Raw genomic sequence first — 23,480 nt, 5'->3', positions numbered from 1 at the left:
TAAAAGCGTTTTTGTGTGGATAACTGCATATGGGTGTCTTAATCCAGCTCCAGCGCCTAGCCCCTCGAGACGCTTCGGTCCTGTCAATGAAGTCAAAAAACGACTTCACTGCCAGGACCTCCGGGTTGTCGGGGCTGAACAAGGCGCTTGCGCTTTTTGTTCTTGCACAAGAGCCATGAAGAACTTGGTTTATTTTCAATAAACTGTAATAATAGTGATAGAAAAAAAGGGAATGGAGTAGTCGTATGATAAAGAAAATATATCCTTTGCTAGGAAACAGGTCTATACTCTTGCTTTTATTCTGGGTAAATGTTCTGGGTACCGCTTACGGATACTATTGGTATAAATGGCAGCTGGTAGATACGCCGCCGCGCTTCTTGCTTTTTGTGCCTGATAGTCCAACAGCCAGCTTGTTTTTTGTATTCGTGCTTGGTGCTTTTTTGTTGGGGAGGAACTGGCCGCTAATGGAAGCGTTGGCAATCGTCAGCCTAGTCAAATATGGCCTATGGGCGGTTGTCATGAATCTGATGGTGTACTTCGTCTCTGGGCAGCTGGATTGGATCGGACTAATGCTGATGGCTTCACATTTTGCCATGGCAGTGGAAGGAGTCCTTTATGCTCCTTTCTATCGGATGAAACCGTGGCATCTGATTGTTGCTGCTGTGGTCGTCCTGCATAATGAAATCATCGATTATGTTTTTGGAATGATGCCAAGGTACCATACGCTAGATTTATACATGGACCAGATAGGATACTTTACATTCTGGCTGAGTATTTTCTCGATTGCGGTGGGATATTACTTCGGACTAAGGCCGGGCCGCTTCTTTCTTTCGCTAAAAAGATCAAGATAACACCTTGAATTTTGGTCTAACCTTGTCCACCCCTTCATACATTTTAATAGTATTTAGAGGGGGGACAGGAATGAAAGCAAAATTTATTATATTATTTTCGGTGCTGATGTTGATCGTGCCGTTCGCAGCATATGCAGAACCACAGTCGCCTGTAGAAGAACTGGACAATATATCAGACCAGGCCTTGCAGATGGTCAAGCTTCACCGTTATGAAGATGCAAACAGGCTGCTGGCCCATTTTTCAGAAGAGTTTTTGCTGGTGACAGGAACTGGCCGTCCGTTTAGCATGGATGAACTGCGCATCATTACAGTCGCACATGATGAGGCATTGGAGGCAGTAGCCAATGGTGATCTTGGACATGCTGAAAGAATGAACAGGGTGACAAAATTCCGGCTGGTGATTGATGCGATCGCTTCTACCCACCAACCGTTATGGGCTGAGATGGAAGACCCGATCATGACTGTTTTTAACAATATGAAAACGGCTGCCTATGAAGGTGACAACGATCAATTCGACAGTAATCTTAATTCCTTCCTTGCTTTGTATAATGTCATCCATCCAAGCATGAAAATAGATATCAATCCGGAAAGAATCCAAAAGGTCGATGCAAAAGTCAGCTTTATTGATCAGTACCGGCCGCAGGTCCTCCAGGAAGCTTCGAGCAGGGAAGAACTGGAGGCTCTAGAATCGGATTTGCAAAATATCTTTGATGATATGACGGAAGATGAAGCAGACCCTTCTCTATGGTGGGTCATGATTTCGACTGGCAGCATCATCATCCTTACATTGTCTTATGTCGGCTGGAGAAAATATAAAGGCAACAGTGAGAAAACAAAGAATGTCCAAAAAGAACGAAAAAATTGACAGCCTATTTAAGTATTAATAAAATAGTAATAACAGCTAGAGTTGTAAGAGGAGGTAACAGATGTATCTCATTTATTTCGCGATTATTATCTTGATCCCGATTTGGGCTCAATTCAAGGTAAAAGGGGCATACAAAAAGTACTCACAAGTGGCTTCTTCATCCCAGATGACAGGAGCGGAAGTCGCACGTAAAATTTTGGACGATAACGGTTTGTATAATGTGGGTGTTGAGGAAACCAGGGGTTATTTAAGTGATCACTATGACCCTCGTGCCAAAGTAGTCCGCTTATCATCAGGTAACTTTTTTGGTCATTCCGTTGCAGCGGCCGCAATCGCTGCCCATGAAGTTGGCCATGCCATCCAGGATGCCGAGGATTATGCATTCCTCCGATTCCGCCATGCGCTTGTGCCAGTGGCAAGTCTTGGTTCAAACTTCTCATGGATATTGATCCTGATCGGAATTTTTGCAAACTTAAGCGGAATGCTTCTGCTGGGAATTCTTTTCATGGCAGCTGCCGTTGTATTCCAGGTCATTACATTACCGGTTGAATTCAATGCTTCCAACCGCGCGATGGATCAAGTGGTGTCAGCTGGAATCATCCGCAATGATGAAGAAAGAGAAACGAAGAAAGTATTGAATGCAGCAGCTTTGACTTATGTAGCAGCCGCAGCTGTAGCGGTGCTGGAATTGTTGCGACTAGTAATGATCTACACTGGGATGACTAGTGAAGACTAAAAAAATCCGGACTTGTCCGGATTTTTTTTAGTGAGATAAGAAAGTATAATATAGACTTTGAGAATAGTCCAGCTCCAGCGCCTAGCCCCTCGAGACGTTTCGGTCCGCCCAATGAAGTCAAAAGAACGACTTCACTGGTCGGCCCTCCAACGCTTGTCGGGGCTGACCAAGGCGCTTGCGCTTTTTATCTTTCTATAGGAAGTTTGTTCTCATCAAGTGTGAATCCTTCGCCAAGGACATCATGGACGACCGTAACAGATACGAAAGCGTGTGGATCCACTGAGTTAATCACTGTCTTTAGGCGGACGATTTCGTTTTTTGCGACAACACAGTAAAGGACATCTCTTTCAGCCTTCGTATAGGAACCTACTGCTTTTAAACTGGTGACTCCCCGGTCCATTTCCTTCATGATTTTCGCAGCAATCTCTTCGTTTTTATCGGAAATGATCATGGCGCCCCTTGCGGCATAAGCACCTTCCTGCATGAAATCAATTACCCTGGCTCCGACAAATACGACGACAAGAGTATACATCGCCTCCCGATAGTCTAAATATGTAATGAGTGATAGGGTGATAACCCCGAAGTCGAACATGAACATCGTCCGGCCCATTGTCCAGCCGAAATATTTCTGCGCAAGCCTTGCGATGATGTCAACTCCGCCAGTCGTTCCACCGTAGCGGAAAATGATTCCGAGCCCGATTCCAATAAAAACCCCAGCAAACAGTGCTGCTAAAAACAAATCTTCATATAAAGGCATGTCGATTTGATACTTTTGGAATATCCCTAAAAATATCGAAACACCAACAGTTCCGATGATTGTGTATATAAAAACACTCCGTCCAAGAAGCTTCCAGCCGAGGAAGAACAAGGGCAGGTTCAGCAGCAGGTTGGTGATGGAAGGGGACCAGCCAAACACGAAATAAAGCAAGAGTGTAATCCCTGTAAAACCGCCTTCTGCCAAATTGTTCTGCATATTAAAATGAACAAGTCCGAACGAGAAAATAGCGGAACCAAGTAAAATGAACAAGATGTTTTTAATTTTCAGGCCATTAAGCAAATGAATTCCCTCCTAGTGCCAGGAATAAAATCTCCTGATTGAAGCGCTTATATTATATAAAATATAGCAAGCAAGGGCAATCTTTTACAGGAGGGGCAATAAGAGTCGGAATTTTCTTTGTTTCCTCCCTTATTTTCAGAGAGTAACCCGAGATCTTTGATTGATAGAGAAAGTAATAGCTGCGAAATGAAAAGCAAATTGTCCAGCAATATACATGCAGCAGAAAAATTAACTCGAAATAAAAATATTTGTCAAAGCTACTCCGTTAAGCTAACATCGATATAGAAAAGCATACATAAAAAGGTTGGGTGAATCTTTTGAGTAACAAGACGATGAAAGAACTCCAGCAGGAAGTCGACGCTTATATAAGCCAGTTTAAAGAAGGATATTTCAGTCCACTTGCTTTGACGGCACGGATGACCGAGGAACTAGGTGAACTGGCCCGAGAAGTCAACCATTACTATGGAGAAAAACCTAAGAAAAAAGAGGAAGAGGAAAAAACAATTGAAGAAGAGTTGGGAGACATGTTGTTCGTGATGATTTGCTTCGCCAACTCGCTGAATATAGACCTTGAAGAAGCACACAACAGGGTCATGGAAAAATTCAATACAAGGGATAAAGGTCGCTGGACAAGGAAAGACAGCTAAAAGGAGCGGGATTATATTGGAAAAAGTTAAAATTGTCATTGCAGGTCCACGGGGAAGGATGGGTAAAGAAGCCGTCAATCTCGTCCTTGGAACGGAAGGGTATGAATTGGTGGGAGCGGTCGACCGAAAACATGAAGGACTCAGAATTGGTGAACTTGATGGTTTTCCGGAAAGTGAAGCATTGATTTACACTGATTTCGAGAAATGTCTCCAGGAGACGGAACCAGATGTCCTGATTGATCTGACCACTCCAGAAGTGGGTATGTTCCATACAAGAACGGCTTTGAAATACAAAGTCCGTCCTGTAGTCGGTACAACTGGTTTTTCGGATGAAGACCTTGCTGAACTTGAGAAGCTTTGTGCTGTACAGGAAACAGGCTGTATCATTGCGCCAAACTTTGCTGTCGGGGCTGTATTGATGATGAAATTTTCACAAATGGCCGCAAAGTATTTCAATGATGTGGAAATCATTGAGCTTCATCATGACCAGAAGCTTGATGCCCCTTCAGGGACCGCAGTGAAAACAGCACAGATGATTTCTGATGTCAGGGAAGCAAAAAAACAGGGACATCAGGACGAAAAAGAAACACTAAAGGGAGCCCGCGGTGCTGATTATGAAGGGATGCATATCCATTCAGTAAGGCTGCCTGGTCTGATTGCCCACCAGCAGGTTCTGTTTGGCGCTGATGGACAAACGCTCACAATCCGCCATGATTCCTATAATCGCAGCTCTTTTATGTCAGGAGTAAAGCTGGCTGTTGATTCTGTGATGAAAATGGATGCTTTTGTTTATGGATTAGAGAATATCATTGAATAGGGGAGAGCTTATGAATATTGCCTTAATCGCCCATGATAAGAAAAAGGATGATTTAGTGGGGTTTACAGTCGCATATAAAGAAATCTTTGAAAAACATACATTATTTGCGACGGGCACTACTGGTTTGAGGATCATTGAAGCAACCGGGTTAGAGGTCCAAAGATTCCAGTCAGGTCCGCTGGGCGGAGACCAGGAAATCGGCGCACGGATCGCAAACGATCAAATGGACGCTGTATTTTTTTTCAGGGATCCGCTGACGGCCCAGCCGCATGAACCTGATGTCACTGCCCTTGTCCGTCTTTGTGATGTATACGCAGTACCCTTGGCAACCAATATGGGAACGGCCGAAATACTCGTAAAAGGAATCGAGCGAGGCGACCTTGATTGGAGAAACATAGTGAAAGAGAAATCTGGTGATAAAAATGGAAGCAATCAAGCTTGATATATTGGCTTTTGGCGCCCACGCAGATGATGTTGAAATCGGCATGGGCGGAACGATCGCCAAATATGCTGAAAAAGGAAAAATAATGGGGATTTGTGATTTAACAAACGCAGAAATGTCTTCAAATGGGAGTGTAGAGATAAGGAAACAGGAAGCGAAAGAGGCGGCGGATATCCTTGGAGTTCGGAAGAGGGAAACACTTGACCTGCCGGATAGAGGCCTGTTCCTTAAGGATGAATACATAAAGGAAATCGTTAGAGTGATTAGGCGGGATCGCCCGGAATTGGTCTTTGCACCCTATTTTGATGACCGTCATCCTGACCATGGCAGCTGTGCGCGCCTTGTCGAGGAGGCGGTCTTTTCGGCAGCCGTCAGAAAATATGATGAACAATCGGGGCTGGATGCCCACAGGCCGAAAGCCTTATATTTCTATATGATCAATGGTTTTCATAAGCCTGATTTTGTTGTGGATGTATCTAATTTTATGGATAAAAAAATTGATGCCCTTAATGCTTATGAAAGCCAGTTCAAGAAAAGCGACTCTACTTTTGAGACACCGCTTGTGAACGGCTATATCGAAACAGTTGAGGCCCGGGAAAGGTTATTCGGCAAGGAAGCAGGCGTGAGTTTCGCTGAAGGCTTCATGTCCAAAAAACCGCTGCTGATCCATAACGATTTGTTAGGGGAAGAAAAATGAAGAAACTTAAAATTGGCATCACCTGTTATCCGACAGTAGGAGGTTCAGGTGTTGTCGCGACAGAGCTTGGGAAGCTGCTGGCTGAAAAAGGTCATGAAATTCACTTCATCTCCTCGAGTCTCCCTTTCCGGCTGAAAAAGATGTATCGAAATATTTACTCGCATGAGGTCGAAGTCAATCAATACTCAGTGTTTCAATATCCTCCATATGATATCGCACTGGCAAGTAAAATAGCAGAGGTAGCCGTCCTGGAGAATTTGGATGTCCTGCATGTTCATTACGCTATACCCCATGCTGTCTGTGCGATCCTGGCACGACAGATGAGCGGAAGGGATTTGAAAATCGTTACAACCCTCCATGGAACCGATATTACCGTGCTTGGATATGACCCATCACTGACAGATGCCATCCGATTCGGAATCGAAAAGTCTGACTATGTAACGGCTGTTTCTGAATCATTGATTAAACAAACTTACGATTTAATCAAACCAAAGAAAGAAATTGACTGTGTATACAATTTTATTGATACTCGCGTCAACAAAAGGGTGGACACGTCCGACCTCAGGGATCAATTCGGGATTCTCCCTGACGAAAAAGTAATCATCCATGTTTCCAACTTCCGTCCTGTCAAAAGAGTTCCTGATGTGATCAGAGCATTTGCAGGGATTGCCGAAAAGCTTCCGGCAAAGCTGTTGCTTGTCGGGGACGGTCCTGAAATGAAGAAGGTATGCAGCCTGGCCAGCGAGTTGGGGGTTCGGGATCAAGTATTGCTGCTTGGAAAACAGGAAAGGGTGGAGGAACTTTATTCATTGAGTGATTTAATGCTTCTTTTGTCCGAAAAAGAGAGTTTTGGACTTGTAGCCCTTGAAGCAATGGCTTGCGGCGTACCCTGCATCGGAACAAACGTCGGTGGCATTCCGGAGGTAATTGTCGATGGTGAGACAGGCTATATTTGTGAGCTGGGAAATATTGCTGAGATTACTGAAAAGGCGGTAGAAATCCTTGCAAATCCCGAAGCTCATAAACGATTTGCCGCAAACTCCCTGAAACGGGCTGAAAGAGATTTCAGCGCCGAACAAATCGTGTCAGAATACGAAAACATTTATTACAGCCTGCTGGAGAATGATGAAGATGATCCCAAATCTATTTAAAGAGGCAGCACCCGTAATTGAAAGGATTGAAAATGCTGGTTTTGAGGCTTATTTTGTAGGTGGATCTGTCAGGGACCACCTTCTTGGCCGTTCAATAGCTGATGTTGACATTGCTACGTCCGCTTTGCCGGAGGAATTGAAGCGGATTTTCAGCAAGACCGTTGACGTGGGGATTGAGCATGGAACCATTCTGGTCCATCACGGCCGGAGCCATTATGAAGTTACCACTTTTCGATCTGAAGCAGGCTATACTGACTTTCGAAGACCTGATAGCGTTTCTTTTATCCGCTCTCTGAAGGAGGACCTTCAGCGCCGCGATTTTACAATGAATGCCATAGCCATGGATAAAGATGGCCATATCATTGACCCTTTCGCAGGAAGAGATGCAATCGACCGAAAGATCATAGTCACTGTGGGTAATCCGGATGAGCGGTTTGGCGAAGATGCATTGAGGATGCTTAGGGCAGTCAGGTTCCAGTCCCAATTATCCTTTTCAATCGAGAAGGAGACTTTTGAATCGCTGGCGTCTCATTGCCATCTGCTACAGAACATAGCTGTCGAACGAAAATTAGTGGAATTTGAGAAATTGCTGCTGGGACCGGGAAGGCAAGAGGCAATCATGCTGCTGGCTAAAAGCGGTATCTCTCAGTATTTGCCTGGTATGAAAGGGAAGAATGGACAGCTGATGAATTTCTCATCACATTTGACCTCGGACCTTGAACTTGAGGAATTATGGGTACTGCTCCTTTTTGAATTAGAGCTGTCAGAACAAGAAGTTGACGGTTTCCTGAGGGAATGGAAGCTGCCTGTCCAGAAGATCAAGAAGTATAAGAAGATCCATTCATTGCTATTATATCGTCTTGAAAACCAATGGAGTCTGGAATCCGTCTATAAGGCCGGACAGGCCGATGCCATCAGCGCGGAAAAAGTATTTGGGACCCTTCGTGAATATGGAAGTAATCCTGAAGGTGTAACTCAATTGTATGACATGCTGCCTATCCAGAATCGCGAGCAATTAGCAGTTTCTGGGAACGACGTAATGACATGGATGGAAAAACAGCCAGGCCCGTGGCTGCGGCAGGCCCTTGATGAAATTGAACGATCTGTAATCTATGGCAAAGTGCCAAATGAGAAGGAGAAAATAAAGCAATGGCTGAACGCGCCCAATCAGAAATCAGGAAAAAATTGATCGATGCTTTTACCAATAATGAATCGGAATATTTATCTGGACAAAAGTTGGCAGACATCGCTGGCTGTTCAAGGACAGCAGTATGGAAACAAATCGAAGAACTTCGCAAGGAAGGATTCCAGTTCGAGGCGGTAAGGAGAAAAGGCTATAAGATTGTTTCAATACCTGCAGATATGACAGCAGATAAGATTACTCTGGGATTGAAGACAGAAATCCTGGGAAGGAATCTGCACTACCATGACAGCGTGGAATCGACTCAGAAAATTGCCTATAAACTGGCTTATGAAAATGCCGAAGAAGGAACAGTCGTCATAGCAGAAGAGCAAACAGCAGGAAGAGGAAGAATGGACCGTAAATGGCATTCACCCAAATACACGGGTATCTGGATGAGCGTTCTGCTCCGCCCAAAAATCCCCATCCCAAAAGCCCCGCAGCTGACACTGATCACCGCGGTAGGTGTGGTACAGGCCATAGAAGAAGTAACCGGTTTATTACCCGAAATAAAATGGCCCAATGATATCATGATAAACGGAAAAAAAATAACAGGAATCCTTACAGAACTTCAGGCGGAGTCAGACCGCATCAATTCTGTCATTATTGGTATTGGCATCAATGTCAATTCTTTGGCAGAGGACTTTCCTGAAGAAATACGGCCAATCGCTTCATCTCTGGCGATCGAGTCAGGCAGGACAATTGACAGGGAAGAATTGATCAGGACAATACTTGAAAAATTGGAAAAGCTATATTTTCTTTATCTGGAAAAAGGTTTTTTACCGATAAAATTGATGTGGGAAAGTTACGCAGTCAGTATTGGCAAACAGATCATTGCCCGTACGATTACGGGGGAAATCAGGGGAAAAGCTACTGGAATAACAGAAGATGGTGTTCTCTTGATTGAAGATTCTGCAGGTGCTGTCCACAATATTTATTCTGCAGATATCAAAATAGACGGATAATTTCATTATATAGCCAAAAAAGCAGTCTTTTGCTATAATCAATCTGGGCGGTATCGAGAGAACTGCACCTGAAGTGATGATTAAATAAAAATAGTTCTGCCTGGATCCGATTGCGGACTGGGACAGAGGGATGAAACAAATGCGGCTTCAAAGGGTCCTTCTGGCATAGATGGGTCCTTTTTTAGTGTCTTGCATTGATGGATTGTTTTATCTCCTCTTCAGAAAAGGAGGAATGGAAATGAAACAAACAACGGATTTCTTGAAAATGAAGCAAAGTGGCAGCAAGATTGTCATGGTGACAGCCTATGACTATCCATCGGCAAAACATGCTGAACAGGCAGAAGCTGACATGATTCTCGTTGGAGATTCATTGGGCATGGTCGTGCTGGGGTATGATTCCACGATTCCAGTGACAATGGAGGATATGGTCCACCATTCAAAAGCCGTCCGGCGCGGAGCAGGCAATACCTTCATTGTTGTCGATTTGCCATTTATGAGCTATCATCTGTCAATCAAAGACACATTATTAAATGGTGCCAGAATCATGCAGGAGACTGGGGCGAATGCCGTAAAACTTGAGGGTGCTGACGAGGTTATAGATCATATCAGCGCACTTACGAAATCAGGTGTACCGGTTGTTGCACATCTTGGCCTGACACCACAATCTGTTGGTGTTCTTGGAGGATACAAAGTCCAGGGAAAAAGTGCAGATGCTGCCAAAAAGCTGATCGAAGATGCAAAAAAATGTGAAGAAGCAGGTGCGTTTGCCGTAGTGCTCGAGTGTGTGCCTAAGCAACTTGCTGAACAAATCAGCAAAGGTCTATCAATCCCGACAATTGGTATTGGCGCTGGCGCGGAAGTCGACGGCCAGGTACTTGTCTATCATGACATTATCACGTATGGAGTGGACCGTGTCCCAAAATTCGTGAAACAATATACGAATGTGAATGAACAAATTACCGCCGGGCTTGGTGCCTATGTTTCCGAAGTGAGGCATAAAGCATTCCCGGAAGATAAACATACATTTACGATGAAAGAAGAAGAATTGCAGGCATTGTACGGAGGAAGAGAATGAAAATCATCAGTACGATCACAGAAATGCAGCAACAAATGCAAAAATTAAAATCTGAAGGCAACAGCATTGGCTACGTGCCAACGATGGGATTCCTGCATGAAGGGCATATGTCCTTGATGAAAATGGCGCGGAAGGAAAATGAAGTTGTCGTCCTGAGCATATTCGTGAATCCTCTCCAATTCGGCCCTAATGAGGATCTGGATGCCTATCCGCGTGATTTTGAACGTGATCATAGGATTGCCGAATCTGAGGGAGTAGATTATATCTTCTATCCTTCAGCAGAAGAAATGTATCCAAATAATCCTTCTGTTAAAGTGACCGTTGTTGATAGGACGAATGTACTTTGCGGCAAATCAAGACCGGGGCATTTTGATGGCGTTGCCACGGTGTTGATCAAGCTTTTCAATATCGTTCAGCCTGCAAGGGCTTATTTTGGGCTGAAGGATGCCCAGCAGGTTGCTGTTGTTGAAGGTTTGGTCCAGGATTTTAATTTCCCGATTGAATTGATTCCGGTTGATACTGTCAGGGAAGAGGATGGTCTTGCCAAAAGTTCTCGAAATGTCTATCTGAATGAACAGGAGAGAGAACAGGCACCAGAGCTTAACAGAAGCCTTCTGTTGGCAAAAGCCGCCGTGGAGAGCGGTGAGCGGAATCCAGCAAAGCTTTCCGAAATGATGAAGAACCATATTAACGAAAATACGACCGGAATAGTCGATTATATTGAAATCTACTCTTATCCAGAGCTGCAATCCCTAAAGGAATTGACAGGCAGGATCATCATCGCAATGGCAGTCAAGTTTTCGAAAGCCAGATTGATCGACAATATCATTTTAAATGTAGAATAACTTTTTAGGGGGAGTACATTCCATGTTCCGCACCATGATGAACGGTAAAATACATCGTGCAAGAGTAACCGAGGCAAATTTGAATTATGTAGGCAGCATCACAATCGACAGTGATATACTTGATGCTGTTGGTATGGTTCCGAACGAAAAGGTACAAATCGTCAATAATAATAATGGCGCCCGTTTTGAAACATATATTATCCCTGGGGAAAGAGGCAGCGGGGTAGTGTGTCTGAATGGAGCAGCAGCCCGTCTAGTCCATGAGGGTGATGTTGTCATCATCATTTCATATGCCCTCATTCCTGAAGAGAAGGTAGCGACCCATCAGCCGAAAGTTGCATTGATGGATGAAAACAACCATATCGTTGAAATGATCCATGCTGAACCTGAGAAAACGGTATTTCTATAGAGCCAGAGAACTCCCGACCATCGGGAGTTTTTTCATACATATCTCACATGGCCGCTATACACGAAATTATGACATAAAGAAATTATATTGGTGATACTAGGATTAATAGATGGAATAAATTCGATAAAACACAAAAGCTTGTTTTTACGTAAATTAATGAAAGCAACGTGGTATAAAAATGAGCCAGAAAAATACTGTAAAGCTCCTGCTTTCACTTTCATATTTTTTGTGATACGTTTTTGTTTGACTGAATGTTAGAGGTGTATTGAAAAATGAGCCAAAAATTTGTTGTGGTCGATTTAGAGACTACGGGTAATTCTCCAAAAAAAGGTGACCGAATTATACAGTTTGGTGCAGTTGTAGTTGAGGATGGCCGAATTACCGGCCAGTTCTCCTCTCTCGTCAATCCATTACAGAAAATACCCGTTTTTATTGAAGAACTGACAGGCATTTCGGATTCCATGGTTAAGGAAGCCCCATTATTTGAGGAAATCGCTCCGCAGGTTTCTGATATGCTTGAAGATGCTTATTTTGTGGCTCATAATGTATTATTCGACCTTTCCTTTTTACAGGAAGAATTATTAAATGCAGGCCAGGAAGGTTTTTATGGTCCGGTTATAGATACTGTGGAAATGGCGAGGATCTTGTATCCGACTGCCGATAGTTTTAAATTGACTGACCTTGCTGCGAGGGAGGATCTCCAACACGACCGTCCTCATCAAGCAGATAGTGATGCCCGGGTGACAGCAGAGCTTTTATTGATCATGCTCAATGCAGTTGGTTCGCTCCCTTTTGTCACAATCAAAGAGCTGGCTAAGCTTTCAGAAGGACTGAAAAGCGATCTTCATTTGATTTTTGATGAGATAGTGAATGTAAAGGAAAGCCGAATCGAGATTTTACCGGAGCATATAGAAGTTTTCCGCGGGATAGCTTTAAGAAGGAAACCCGTGATTGAAAATGATGAACAACAGGCAATTGATTATCCAAAGTCAATGGAAGACAAAAAAACCTTACTGCAAAAAGCTTTTACCGGATATGAAATAAGGCAAGGACAATTCGAGATGATGGACCTTGTTTATGATGCGTTCCATAAAAACGGCCATGCATTGATTGAAGCCGGAACTGGCGTAGGGAAGTCCCTGGGTTACTTGATTCCCTCAGCTGTGTTTTCGCTGGAAAGCAATAAACGTGTAGTGATCAGTACATATACCACCCAGCTGCAGGAGCAGCTTCTGACGAATGATGTCCCGAAATTAAACCAGGCATTGGGTAGAAAAGTGAAGGTTTCGCTGATCAAAGGGAGGAGCCACTATATTAATATGGCTCGCTTTGAGCAGTCTCTCAGGGAAATAGAAGAGAATTATGATACTGCCCTAACAAAAATGCAAATCCTTGTCTGGCTGACCCAAACCGAAACTGGTGACTATGATGAACTCAATTTGTCCAGCGGAGGAATGCTTTACTGGAATAAAGTGAAGAATGAGCGTTCCATCTTCATCAAGACAAAGCACTGGGAGGCATATGACTTTTATAAAAAGGCCATTGAAAAAGCGCAAAATGCGGATCTCCTCATCACCAACCATTCGATGCTTCTTGCCGACCTAGTGTCAGAAAATGGCCCTTTACCGGAGTATGAGCATGTTGTCCTTGATGAAGGCCATCAATTCGAAAAGGCAGCGGGCAAATATTTTGGAGAGTCCCTCGATTATATGTCAGTCAGGCTGGTGCTGAATCAAATTGGTCTTTACGAACAAAATCAGCTATTTTATAAGCTTGAATCCTTGCTGAACGAGGTTGGAGTTCTTAATGGTGAACATCGTCATACCTTTGAAATCAATCATTTGATATCTGATTTAGTCTATGAAACAGAGGACCTATTCAAGCTTGCAGGTACCTATGCAAGGAAGGCGATGAAGAATAAAGTTGCTGGGAGCAAAATCCATGCAAGCATGGTTCCTGAAAGGGAAAATCGGATATGGACAGCATTGAGGACAACTGCTGAAAGGGTTTATTTTTATCTTAGAGATTTGATTGAAGCCCTTGAAAAAAGGCTGGAAGATGCATGGAGAACCCCGGACAGCTTTTCAGCAAGGCAAATGGCGATACTGGAAGAGGTTGTTCAGGCCAAGGAAGATTTGGAACAAATTTGCATCACGGCCAAAAGACTATTTACAGATGAGAACAGGTATGTGAGGTGGATTGAAGCTGATACAAGGTCAATGCAAAATTCAACGGCTATCTTTTCACGTCCAGTTAATGTTTCCGAATATCTGGAGGAGCAATTTTTCTCCAGGAAGAAGAGTGTGGTCGTAACATCAGCGACTTTATCGGTTAATCATTCTTTCAGCTTCATCAAAAGAGAATTAGGGTTGCAGCAAGTGCTGTTTGAGAAGCACATCCGGTCTCCATTCTCCTATAAGTCACAAGTGAAACTCGTCGTCCCAGATGACTTGCCAGATATTAAATCTGTTTCTGATGATGACTATGTCGCAGCCATTTCGGAACATATCATCTCGATTGCCGAAGCCACAATGGGCAGGATGCTGATTTTGTTCACTTCGAATGAAATGCTGAAAAAGACATACAATCTGATCAAGGAAAGCGGCCTTCTGGAGGATTTTGTATTGATTGCCCAGGGGATTACGGCAGGCAGCAGAACGAGATTGACGAGGAATTTTAAAAGGTTCGATAAAGCGATCCTGTTTGGGACGAGCAGTTTTTGGGAGGGTGTGGATATACCAGGTGAAGACCTTTCATGTTTAATCATCGTCCGGCTTCCTTTTTCGCCCCCTGACGAACCACTTACAGCAGCAAAATGTGCATTGATAAAAGAGAATGGCGGAAACCCTTTTTCTGAGTTATCATTGCCGGAAGCAATTCTCCGCTTTAAGCAAGGTTTTGGAAGGCTGATTCGGACTTCCGATGATCGTGGCCTGATTTTTGTTTTTGACCGGAGGCTTGTAACGACAAAATACGGAAATGCCTTTTTAAGGTCAGTGGCTGACGTGCCGGTCGAAGAAAAATCAATTACTGATATTGTTGATTTGATTCATCATTGGCTGTAGGCGTGCATCAGAATGGTTTAGATTCCAGGTTCTTGAGCCATGCTGATTGCTCAGTCCCAGGAACGAACATCAACAACTAAATTGAAAAGAGTCAACTTTTCCAAAAGTCTTTTTATATTTTCAGCCAAATGACGCACTCTATAGCTAGAAGTAATTGGAGGAGTGTATATGAAGCTGATAATGGCAATCTTCGCCATCGTTAATTGGTACTATTTCCCGTATGAATCTCCTTCAGCTCCTGTCGAGGTGGAAGGAGTCGATGTCAACCTTAAAAGAGATGAACTGGCCTTCACTTTTCTTGCTTTGAGCGATGGGGAAGCTGCGCTGATCCAATACGCCACCGGCGAAAATATCCTGGTGAATACGGGTGGCAAAGGAACAATGAAGGAACTTGAAAGGCTGCTCGCTCTCTTTCATGTAAAAAATATATCTACAGTCATTTTGACATCAAGTTCGGAAATGGAAAACCTTGAGGAACTCATACGGAAATACGATGTTGGCAAAGTAGTGAGCGGAAAAGCCGGAGAGACTGCACTAATGGAGAAAGGAATCCCCGCTGGAGTTAAGGTGGAACAATGGAAGCAGGGGGATCTTCGAAAACTGTTGCCTGGGTTGACCGCAGAAGTTGTCTTCGATGGAGATAAAGAAACCGAGGGGACGGATATCTCTTTTCAATTTTTCCATCATCAAATTTTTTATATCAGTTCAGCAAGCCGCCACTCGGAGCAGGCTTTTCTTGCTGAGCCATTAAGAAATGTCAATATCATTAAACTTCCCGCTTATGGTGCTAAGGGCTCGTTTTCCGATCTCTTGATCGAGCATATGGATCCGCAGTTGGCCATCATATTTAAATCAAATTCAATAAAGCCTGATCCCGATTTAGTGGAAATGCTTCATGAAGCCTGGATTGATGTTTATTTCACAAAACAGCATGGTACTGTTACAATAAAGTTTACACAGTCTACTTATGATGTGATTACCATTATGGGTGAAGAATAAAGAACTGCGCATATACTGCGCAGTCATTTTTGATGTGTGGGCTAGAATTTTTTTGTTTGATTTTGTTCTTATCCTTACAGTAAAGACCATCTCCTGATATAATGAGTGGTGTTAATTGTATTGTTTGCAGCGGGATGCTGTTCTATAAATGTCAAAAAATGTGCAAGGAGAGAGTTGCAGGATGGAAAGCAAAATCGAAATAATTTCTACGGTTAAGGTCCAGAATAGTCCGGATCTATATAAAATAGTTGATGCCCTTAACAGGTCCTTGAAACATGATGACCTCATGTTTGGCCTGGCTTTGGACCAGGAGGATAAAGATAAGGCCGTCTTTACGATTTACCGTACCTAATGAAAACATCTTTTATTTTACCGCTTGTTCAACCAGGTTGAGGGGAGCGGTGAAGTGAGCTTACATAAAGAAGGGATACATGTGAAGAAGTGGATTTTATTGAGTGTGCTTTTTGTGGCCATCATCACGGGAATCCTGGTGAATGTTTACTTGAATGCGATGGAACCAGTTAGTGCCGCAGAAAATAAGGCTGTGAAGATTGCAGCGAAAGAAACGAACCTGTCTGATTTTACTGACTTCAATCTTTACAGTGGTGAAGAAACTTATTATGTCATGACAGGGAAAAATGCCAGGCAGGAAGAAGTATATGTCTGGATCAATGAAAAAAATGGTGAATTGATTACGAGAATTGCCAAAAATGGAATCACGAAAAAAGAAGCGTTAAATAAACTATATCAGGAAAAGAATCCTGATGAAATAATCGCTGTAAGGCTGGGCATGGCCAGAATCCAAAAAACGGACAGGCCGGCCTGGGAAATTTATTACCGTAAAAACAGCGACACCATCAATTATTATTATGTCGATTTCGAGACGGGCGAAAAATTGAGGGCTATTAATAATTTATAAACGTGTTCTATTGAACGCAATTAAAATATAGGAGGAAAAAGGATGGAGATCCAGTTAGCCGGCAGAGTGGGAGCACTCACACCTTCATCAACTTTGGCCATCACCGCCAAGGCAAAAGAATTAAAAGCACAGGGAAAAGACGTGATTGGACTTGGAGCGGGTGAGCCTGATTTCAATACACCGCAGCATATAATCGATGCTGCTGTTAAATCGATGAATGAGGGATTCACAAAATATACTCCTTCAGGCGGGCTTCCTGAATTGAAAAAGGAAATCGCAGCGAAATTAAAAGCAGATCAGGGTCTTGATTATCAGCTGAGTGAACTCATTGTCACCAGTGGTGCAAAACATGCATTGTACACATTATTCCAGGTTCTGCTTAATGAGGGCGATGAAGTCATCATTCCGATTCCTTATTGGGTCAGCTATCCAGAGCAAGTGAAGCTGGCAGGAGGAACCCCAGTCTATGTTGAAGGGCTGGAACAAAATAATTTCAAGATCACTCCAGCACAGCTGAAGGAAAAGGTGACGGATAAGACCAAAGCAGTCATCATCAATTCGCCAAGCAATCCTACGGGGATGGTTTATTCAAAAGAAGAATTGCAGGCAATTGGAGATGTTTGTCTTGAAAAGGGCATCCTGATCATATCTGATGAAATCTATGAAAAATTGATTTATGGTGAAGCTGAACATATTTCGATCGCACAACTATCAGACGAATTGAAAAAGCAGACCATCATCATCAATGGTGTTTCAAAGTCCCACTCCATGACGGGGTGGAGAATCGGGTATGCTGCCGGTGACAGCATCATCATCAAGGCTATGACTGACCTGGCAAGCCACAGTACCTCGAATCCGACTACTCCGGCACAATATGCGACAATCGCAGCATACGCTGGATCGCAGGAAGAGGTCGAGATGATGCGTTCCGCTTTTGAAGAAAGGCTTGAAATCATTCATCTTAAGTTGAATGGGATTCCGGGAATCAGCTGCATTAAGCCTCAGGGAGCATTTTATCTGTTCCCGAATGCAAAAGAAGCTGCCTTGATGACAGGCTGCAAGGATGTAGATGAGTTTGCGGAAATACTGCTGACTGAAGCAAATGTTGCAGTTGTTCCTGGCTCTGGTTTTGGGGCTCCGGACTTTATGCGCCTTTCTTATGCGACATCACTCAGACAGTTAGAGGAAGCAATCAGCCGAATTCATGACTTTGTTAACAGCCGTGCATAAAAACAGCAGACGGAGAACTGTGAACCGGTTCTCCGTCTCTTTTTGAAAAGGCTCTGTAATTTCAGTGCCTGAAACGATAATCAGCAGCTTTGTTACACAGATTTTATGGTTTGAATCTGAATCGCCTTTTCGATATTTTTCGACTAATTTCCCTTTTTAATCTTTTTCTATTTTATTACCAGCCGGGCTTGTTCATGCTATACTATGAAAAGAGGTGTCCGGAATGAAAAAAGCAGATATGTTAGATTGGCTGAAAGAAGGGAATGTTACTATTCCTTCAGTATTGCTGACGCAGTACAAAGAAATGAGATTGAACGAACAAGAATTGGCATTATTACTCCATGTTTTCTATTTTTCTGAAAAAGGAAATGAATTTCCTACTCCCACTGAACTTGCAGCCCGCATGACGATATCCGCTTTCGAATGTACTGATTTGCTCCGTGCACTGATCCAGAGAGGGTTTATATCAATCATTGACGGAAATTCCACTGAAGGAATCAGATATGAAAAATACTCACTTGAACCCCTTTGGGATAAGCTGTTTGACCAGTTCATGCTGAAACGTAAGCAGGAAAAAGAGCTTATGGAGCAGAAGGAAGAAACAGATTTATATACCGCGTTCGAAAGAGAGTTCGGCAGGCCATTGTCGCCGTTTGAATGTGAATCTCTCGCAATGTGGATGGATGATGATCACCATGACCCGATCATCATTAAAGCTGCTTTGAGAGAAGCTGTGATATCGGGGAAATTGAATTTTCGGTACATAGACCGGATTCTTTTTGAATGGAAAAAGAATGGAATCAAAACAATCGAACAGGCTAAAAGTTACGGAAGGAAATTCAGGCAGCATCAGAGCACGCAGCGGGCAGCGAAGGAAGAGCCTAAAGTTTCCGCCAATCCTGTACCTTTTTATAACTGGCTAGAACAGTAATTGTTATGAGAGAATTCATTCATTCTCTCTTTTTTCATTTCATTTTGTTTTGTGAAAGTATGAAACTGAGCCCCAAAATTAACAAAATCGGAAATGTGGTGAAGAAATCATGTTAAATAAGCAGCAAATCAGGTTCTGCCTTGATGAAATGGGCAGGATGTTCCCTAATGCACACTGTGAGCTGGTCCACTCAAATCCTTTTGAACTTGTGATAGCAGTTGCATTGTCGGCTCAGTGCACTGATGCACTTGTCAATAAAGTGACGAAGAACTTGTTTCAAAAATATAAAACTCCTGAGGATTTTTTGGCCGTGACATTGGAAGAATTGCAGCAGGATATCCGCTCTATTGGACTGTATCGTAATAAAGCAAAGAATATTCAAAAGCTATGCAGGATGCTTATCGATGAATATGGAGGGGTTGTGCCTGCAGACAGAGATGAATTGACAAAGCTTCCCGGAGTAGGACGGAAAACTGCTAACGTCGTTGTTTCCGTTGCATTTGGAGTTCCTGCGATTGCAGTGGATACACATGTGGAGCGCGTCAGCAAACGGCTTGCTTTTTGCCGGTGGAAGGATTCAGTGCTGGAGGTCGAGAAGACTTTAATGAAGAAAATTCCTGAAGAAGAATGGTCAATTACTCACCACAGGATGATTTTCTTTGGCCGGTACCATTGTAAAGCACAGAATCCAAGATGTGAGACTTGTCCTTTGCTTGATGTTTGCAGAGAGGGCAAGAAGCGGATGAAGGATAAATTGTAAGGAAAAGGACTATTAACTCCGGGGAGAGGAACGCTGTTATGGAGAAAATCCTTAGTGATTGGAATCATTACAATTCAGAACTCCGCCATCACTTTACAAACAGGGATCGTGACCAGGCACTACCAATAATGAATAAGGCAATTGAATTATTCAAGCAATTTCTTTTCGCTACGAATGGAATGAATCAAGAGCTGCATTCGATTGAAGAGTGTAAACTCAAGCCCGTAAACGTCCTTGAAAGATTAGAGTTTGTTACATCAAGGCCTGGCCTTTTCCAATCCTATAAGCAACTGGCGGAACTATTCGCCGAACAGGAAAAGCAGTATGCCAGAAAGACAGCTTTAAATCATGCAAAAAATAAACGCCCTGACTAATCAGGGCGTTTATTTTTTATGATTTTTTCTTATACGGCAAGGGGGTGAAGGTTAATCGCCGTCTCCAGTGCCGGTGCCAGTGCCGGTGCCAGTGCCGGTACCGCCACTATCGTTATTGCTTCCTGCACCGCTGACATCACCAGTACCATCTCCGGTACCTTCACCATCTCCGGTGTCGTTACCGTTGCCATTCCCGTTACCGTTGCCATTTCCATTCCCGTTGCCATTTCCATTTCCATTACCATTGCCATTTCCATTTCCATTACCATTGCCATTTCCATTTCCATTCCCGTTTCCATTGCCGTCTTCGACTTCATCACCTTCACCATCATCAGGCAATGTGACATCTGGGACTTCAATTTTTAGAGTGGCAGGTTCGGAACGCTGATCACCACGGATAGCGGTAACTTTAAAGGAATAAATCCCGCCTGGAACTGCGTTGGCAATTTTTAAACCGGTATCCGTTGTCTTCGTTAATTCTTGTTCAGGACCTTCATCAAGGGAAGCGGTCACCTCGAATTGGACATCTTCCTTGTTTTTCTGTTTGAAATCCCAAGTCAGGATGATTTCATTTTTCGCTTCATCGTACTTGGCTTCAAGCTTTGAAGGAGCTTCAAGCTTTTCGAATTTCTTTGACTTTTCCTTCGGCAGATTTCCTTTCACTGCCCACTCGTAAAGGATCTGATCCTTTGGAGTATACTCACTGGCAAGCTTGGCAGGCATAGTGCCTTTTTCAATTTTAACTCTTTCGACACTCTTCGGTACGGTGAAATCTGGAGTGTCTACGTCTTTAGATACATAAGACATCAGATCCTTGAATAGCATCTGGGATATTTTTTGTTCTGTACCGTAAAGTGCGGTTTTGCGATCACTGTAGCCGGTCCAGACAGATGCTGTATACCTAGTTGTATACCCTACAAACCAGGAATCTGGCACTCCGCCATCTTTGATTCCGAATTTATTGATATCCTCTTCGGTGTAATTCGTTGTTCCAGTTTTACCGGCAACATGAAGGTTGGAGATATTTGCGTACGTTGCACCAGTTCCTTGCGTGATTGCCGTTTTCAACATATCAGAAATCATAAAGGCAGTATAATCCTTCATGACCACTTCAGTCTCAGGTGTCAGATCAATTTCTGTCTTGTCTCGGAGTACTATTTTCTTGACTGAGTATGGCTCCGTAAAGAATCCATTGTTTCCGAATGCCGCATATGCACCAGCCATTTCAATAGGGGCAATTTCTTTAGAACCAATTGATGCTGATTCATAGAAAGGATCATCAAGTGTCAGTCCAAGATTACTGCCGAATTCCCTTGCTTTATCAAGACCTACAGCCTGGAATGCCTGAAGGGCAGGGATGTTGATTGATTTTGCAAGGGCCATTCTCATTGTCATGATGCCGTTATACTTATTGTTCCAGTTCCGGATTGGGTCACCAGTTGAATAAGTCATCGGTTTATCTTCAAGCATGTGGTAGGTACCCCAGTGCAAATATTCAATTGCCGGTCCATAGTCAAGGATAGGCTTAATCGTTGAACCCGGCTGTCTTTTTACATCAATAGCATAATTCAACCCACGCTTGACCTGCTGTTTGCGGCCGCCGCCAATCGCACGTATTTCCCCGGTTTGCGTGTCTAGAAGGGTGATGCCTGCCTGGAATTCATCATTTGGGAATTGTACCGCAGCATCGGTGTTCAGGATATTCTCAACATGAGTCTGGGCGTTAGGGTCTAGCGTTGTATAAATCTCAAGTCCATCGGAAAAAATATCGAAATCGGTTTTTTCGGTTACTTCATCAATGACCATATCGACAAACGCATCGAAAGGCTTTTCATCCTTGTTCTTCCTGTTTTCTTCCTTGACAAGACTGGATTCCACAGGAATCTTTTGAGCTTTTTCCATCTCTTCCTTTGATATGAATCCATGCTGGTGCATCAGGGATAAAACAATATTCCTGCGCTTCTCTGCTTTTTCAGGATTTGTAAAAGGATTGTAATTATTTGGACTTTGAGGCATTCCTGCAAGCAGAGCTGCTTCATGAAGCTCAAGCTGATCCAAATCCTTGCCAAAATACGTCCTTGAGGCGGTCAGGACACCATGCATGTTTTCAGACATATAAATTTTGTTTACGTACATCTCGAAGATTTGATGTTTCGTATATTTCTGTTCAAGCTGATAGGCGAGCCATGCTTCCTGTGCTTTCCTGGAGATGGTCTTTTCAAAACCAAGGAAGTAGTTTTTCACGACCTGCTGTGTGATGGTGGAAGCACCCTCAGATCCAAATCCATTCGTGACATTGGCAATAATTGCTCCGCCAAGACGGATGACATCGATTCCATTATGTTTGTAGAATCTGACATCTTCAGTTGCCAAAAAGGCGTTTTCTACTAGTTTTGGTATATCCTCATAAGCAACATAGTCCCTGTTCTGTGATCCTACTTCTGTTACAAGTTTCTTGTCTTTATCATAGATTTTTGATGAGATCGGGTCTTTGAGCAAGGATTCATCAAGTTTTGGTGTATCCTGTATCATGAATGCAAATGTAGCGATACCAGTCAGCATGCCAATGATGCCCAGGGCGATCAGCGTCAGGAAAATTTTCTTGAACATTCCTTTTTTCGCTTTCTTGCCTTTTGGCTTGTTGTTCTTGGCTGCCTGCTGTCTGCGTCGCTCCTCTCTTGTTTGAGGTTTCTGTGCCATATATAGTTCATTCCTTTCTCGCAATAGAAAAACTAACTAAGTGTATAAAGATAATCGATAACTTTGATATAGTCAATCCTCGGATGAAGACCAAGGGGGATTTTATGGCCGCAATTGATGACTTCTTCCTTGGTAATCGACTTCCTGCCGCCTTTGACCATTCTCTCCCAAAAAATAAGCAAATGGCTCGCTTCAAGGAAATAGATTTCCTCATCAGTAGAGAACCGGAGGATGACAAAACAGATTCCTCCTTGCTCAATGACGGCTTTCATATGGACAATTTGGTGTTCATGAAAGTTTTTTAATGGGAAAGATGTTGAAAACTTCGTCTCCTTTGCCTCAAAATCAATGTATTTTCCTTTATAAACGCCATTATAGTCTGTTGTAGAAGCTTGTTTAAAGTATGCCTCTTTAATGACCGCTGCACTCCTTCGCGGATAATCCACATTGACGATTTGGACTGGTGTAGGCTTTTTATGGATTACCGCAATGTTGCGGTCAAGGTAAAAGGAGTTGGTTTCATTGAGGTCCTCCTCCAATGTCATCCCTCTGTTGCTATATGCTGCATTCTTTTGTTTTTTTGTTTTTTGTGCTGTCTCTTTTTTTTCAGCAGGAATATATTTTTTTCCGTTTGGATAATTGAAAATCAAGATGACCACCTCGCAGACTACTCTATATCATACCAAATTTAAACGTTTTTTGGTTGAATAAAAAGCCTCATTTCACTTCACTCTAAGAACAACCTATAGAAAAGGAAGAGAAACG

General features: G+C 43.1%; 24 protein-coding genes. 21 read left to right on the top strand and 3 right to left on the bottom strand.

The genetic code is table 11. The features are described from left to right. Positions 1 to 248: 248 nt before the first annotated feature. The 3 genes from lhaT to M3593_RS03355 all read left to right on the top strand — a co-directional run bounded on the left by lhaT (position 249) and on the right by M3593_RS03355 (position 2,452). A complete protein-coding gene (gene lhaT / locus M3593_RS03365) occupies positions 249 to 851 on the top strand; it encodes a lipoprotein heptaprenylglyceryl N-acetyltransferase LhaT (RefSeq protein WP_251541255.1) in 603 nt (200 codons plus the stop codon). 70 nt (positions 852 to 921) lie between these two features. Next, a complete protein-coding gene (gene ypjB / locus M3593_RS03360; RefSeq protein WP_144476828.1) occupies positions 922 to 1,716 on the top strand; it encodes a sporulation protein YpjB in 795 nt (264 codons plus the stop codon). A 61-nt stretch (positions 1,717 to 1,777) separates the two neighbouring features. Beyond that, positions 1,778 to 2,452, top strand: coding sequence for a zinc metallopeptidase (locus M3593_RS03355; protein ID WP_144476831.1), 675 nt, complete (start codon positions 1,778 to 1,780; stop codon positions 2,450 to 2,452). Between the two features lie 184 nt (positions 2,453 to 2,636). Here the strand turns inward: M3593_RS03355 and M3593_RS03350 are convergent, their stop codons facing one another. Continuing rightward, entirely contained in the window at positions 2,637 to 3,509 is an 873-nt protein-coding gene (locus M3593_RS03350; RefSeq protein WP_144476834.1) for a YitT family protein, read from the bottom strand. Between the two features lie 317 nt (positions 3,510 to 3,826). On the opposite strand from M3593_RS03350, the gene M3593_RS03345 reads away from it, so the two are divergent. From M3593_RS03345 to M3593_RS03260, 18 genes are all read left to right on the top strand, one after another. After that, on the top strand, positions 3,827 to 4,156 hold the full coding sequence (locus tag M3593_RS03345) for a nucleotide pyrophosphohydrolase (RefSeq protein ID WP_251540682.1): 330 nt from the start codon (positions 3,827 to 3,829) through the stop codon (positions 4,154 to 4,156). Between the two features lie 16 nt (positions 4,157 to 4,172). Further along, positions 4,173 to 4,973 (top strand): 4-hydroxy-tetrahydrodipicolinate reductase, encoded by an 801-nt coding sequence (dapB, locus tag M3593_RS03340; RefSeq protein ID WP_144476840.1) that lies wholly within the window; start codon positions 4,173 to 4,175, stop codon positions 4,971 to 4,973. A gap of 10 nt (positions 4,974 to 4,983) precedes the next feature. Next, positions 4,984 to 5,415, top strand: a complete 432-nt coding sequence (gene mgsA / locus M3593_RS03335; RefSeq protein WP_144476843.1) for a methylglyoxal synthase — start codon at positions 4,984 to 4,986, stop codon at positions 5,413 to 5,415. Beyond that, a complete protein-coding gene (bshB1, locus tag M3593_RS03330; RefSeq protein ID WP_144476957.1) occupies positions 5,396 to 6,112 on the top strand; it encodes a bacillithiol biosynthesis deacetylase BshB1 in 717 nt (238 codons plus the stop codon). Before mgsA ends, bshB1 begins: the two co-directional genes overlap by 20 nt. After that, positions 6,109 to 7,263 (top strand): N-acetyl-alpha-D-glucosaminyl L-malate synthase BshA, encoded by a 1,155-nt coding sequence (gene bshA, locus M3593_RS03325; protein ID WP_144476846.1) that lies wholly within the window; start codon positions 6,109 to 6,111, stop codon positions 7,261 to 7,263. The genes bshB1 and bshA overlap by 4 nt, the downstream gene beginning before the upstream one ends. Continuing rightward, the gene (locus tag M3593_RS03320; RefSeq protein ID WP_251541253.1) at positions 7,244 to 8,452 is read left to right on the top strand and encodes a CCA tRNA nucleotidyltransferase; all 1,209 of its coding nucleotides are present in this window, start codon (positions 7,244 to 7,246) and stop codon (positions 8,450 to 8,452) included. The genes bshA and M3593_RS03320 overlap by 20 nt, the downstream gene beginning before the upstream one ends. Then, positions 8,413 to 9,408: a biotin--[acetyl-CoA-carboxylase] ligase gene (locus tag M3593_RS03315; RefSeq protein WP_144476848.1), complete on the top strand. Its 996-nt coding sequence runs from the start codon at positions 8,413 to 8,415 to the stop codon at positions 9,406 to 9,408. The genes M3593_RS03320 and M3593_RS03315 overlap by 40 nt, the downstream gene beginning before the upstream one ends. Positions 9,409 to 9,646: 238 nt before the next feature. Next, positions 9,647 to 10,483 carry a 3-methyl-2-oxobutanoate hydroxymethyltransferase gene (panB, locus tag M3593_RS03310; RefSeq protein ID WP_251540680.1) on the top strand — a complete coding sequence of 279 codons (837 nt, stop codon included), beginning with the start codon at positions 9,647 to 9,649 and terminating at the stop codon, positions 10,481 to 10,483. Next, positions 10,480 to 11,328, top strand: a complete 849-nt coding sequence (panC, locus tag M3593_RS03305) for a pantoate--beta-alanine ligase (protein ID WP_251540678.1) — start codon at positions 10,480 to 10,482, stop codon at positions 11,326 to 11,328. Before panB ends, panC begins: the two co-directional genes overlap by 4 nt. A gap of 22 nt (positions 11,329 to 11,350) precedes the next feature. Next, entirely contained in the window at positions 11,351 to 11,737 is a 387-nt protein-coding gene (gene panD, locus M3593_RS03300; RefSeq protein ID WP_144476855.1) for an aspartate 1-decarboxylase, read from the top strand. A 272-nt stretch (positions 11,738 to 12,009) separates the two neighbouring features. Further along, the gene (dinG, locus tag M3593_RS03295) at positions 12,010 to 14,802 is read left to right on the top strand and encodes an ATP-dependent DNA helicase DinG (RefSeq protein WP_251540670.1); all 2,793 of its coding nucleotides are present in this window, start codon (positions 12,010 to 12,012) and stop codon (positions 14,800 to 14,802) included. Between the two features lie 168 nt (positions 14,803 to 14,970). Beyond that, a complete protein-coding gene (locus M3593_RS03290; protein ID WP_251540664.1) occupies positions 14,971 to 15,801 on the top strand; it encodes a ComEC/Rec2 family competence protein in 831 nt (276 codons plus the stop codon). Between the two features lie 181 nt (positions 15,802 to 15,982). Beyond that, positions 15,983 to 16,153 carry a YpmA family protein gene (locus tag M3593_RS03285; protein WP_144476864.1) on the top strand — a complete coding sequence of 57 codons (171 nt, stop codon included), beginning with the start codon at positions 15,983 to 15,985 and terminating at the stop codon, positions 16,151 to 16,153. A gap of 54 nt (positions 16,154 to 16,207) precedes the next feature. Beyond that, positions 16,208 to 16,720: a cell wall elongation regulator TseB-like domain-containing protein gene (locus tag M3593_RS03280; protein ID WP_251540662.1), complete on the top strand. Its 513-nt coding sequence runs from the start codon at positions 16,208 to 16,210 to the stop codon at positions 16,718 to 16,720. A 48-nt stretch (positions 16,721 to 16,768) separates the two neighbouring features. Continuing rightward, the gene (locus M3593_RS03275) at positions 16,769 to 17,950 is read left to right on the top strand and encodes a pyridoxal phosphate-dependent aminotransferase (protein ID WP_144476966.1); all 1,182 of its coding nucleotides are present in this window, start codon (positions 16,769 to 16,771) and stop codon (positions 17,948 to 17,950) included. A gap of 223 nt (positions 17,951 to 18,173) precedes the next feature. Continuing rightward, a complete protein-coding gene (locus M3593_RS03270; RefSeq protein ID WP_144476867.1) occupies positions 18,174 to 18,881 on the top strand; it encodes a DnaD domain-containing protein in 708 nt (235 codons plus the stop codon). Positions 18,882 to 18,990: 109 nt separating this feature from the next. Further along, the gene (gene nth, locus M3593_RS03265; protein ID WP_144476870.1) at positions 18,991 to 19,641 is read left to right on the top strand and encodes an endonuclease III; all 651 of its coding nucleotides are present in this window, start codon (positions 18,991 to 18,993) and stop codon (positions 19,639 to 19,641) included. A 38-nt stretch (positions 19,642 to 19,679) separates the two neighbouring features. Beyond that, positions 19,680 to 20,015, top strand: a complete 336-nt coding sequence (locus M3593_RS03260) for a YpoC family protein (protein WP_251540660.1) — start codon at positions 19,680 to 19,682, stop codon at positions 20,013 to 20,015. A gap of 51 nt (positions 20,016 to 20,066) precedes the next feature. Here M3593_RS03260 and M3593_RS03255 read toward each other — a convergent pair whose 3' ends face one another. Both M3593_RS03255 and recU read right to left on the bottom strand, forming a co-directional pair. Beyond that, positions 20,067 to 22,715 (bottom strand): penicillin-binding protein 1A, encoded by a 2,649-nt coding sequence (locus tag M3593_RS03255; protein ID WP_251540658.1) that lies wholly within the window; start codon positions 22,713 to 22,715, stop codon positions 20,067 to 20,069. A 32-nt stretch (positions 22,716 to 22,747) separates the two neighbouring features. Further along, positions 22,748 to 23,365, bottom strand: a complete 618-nt coding sequence (gene recU / locus M3593_RS03250) for a Holliday junction resolvase RecU (protein WP_251540656.1) — start codon at positions 23,363 to 23,365, stop codon at positions 22,748 to 22,750. Between the last annotated feature and the right edge of the window lie 115 nt (positions 23,366 to 23,480).

Origin of the sequence: Mesobacillus sp. MER 48 (genome assembly GCF_023714225.1) — a bacterium.
Classification (GTDB): Bacteria; Bacillota; Bacilli; order Bacillales; family Cytobacillaceae; genus Mesobacillus; species Mesobacillus oceanisediminis_A.
This window is presented reverse-complemented; position numbering and strand designations above follow the sequence as displayed.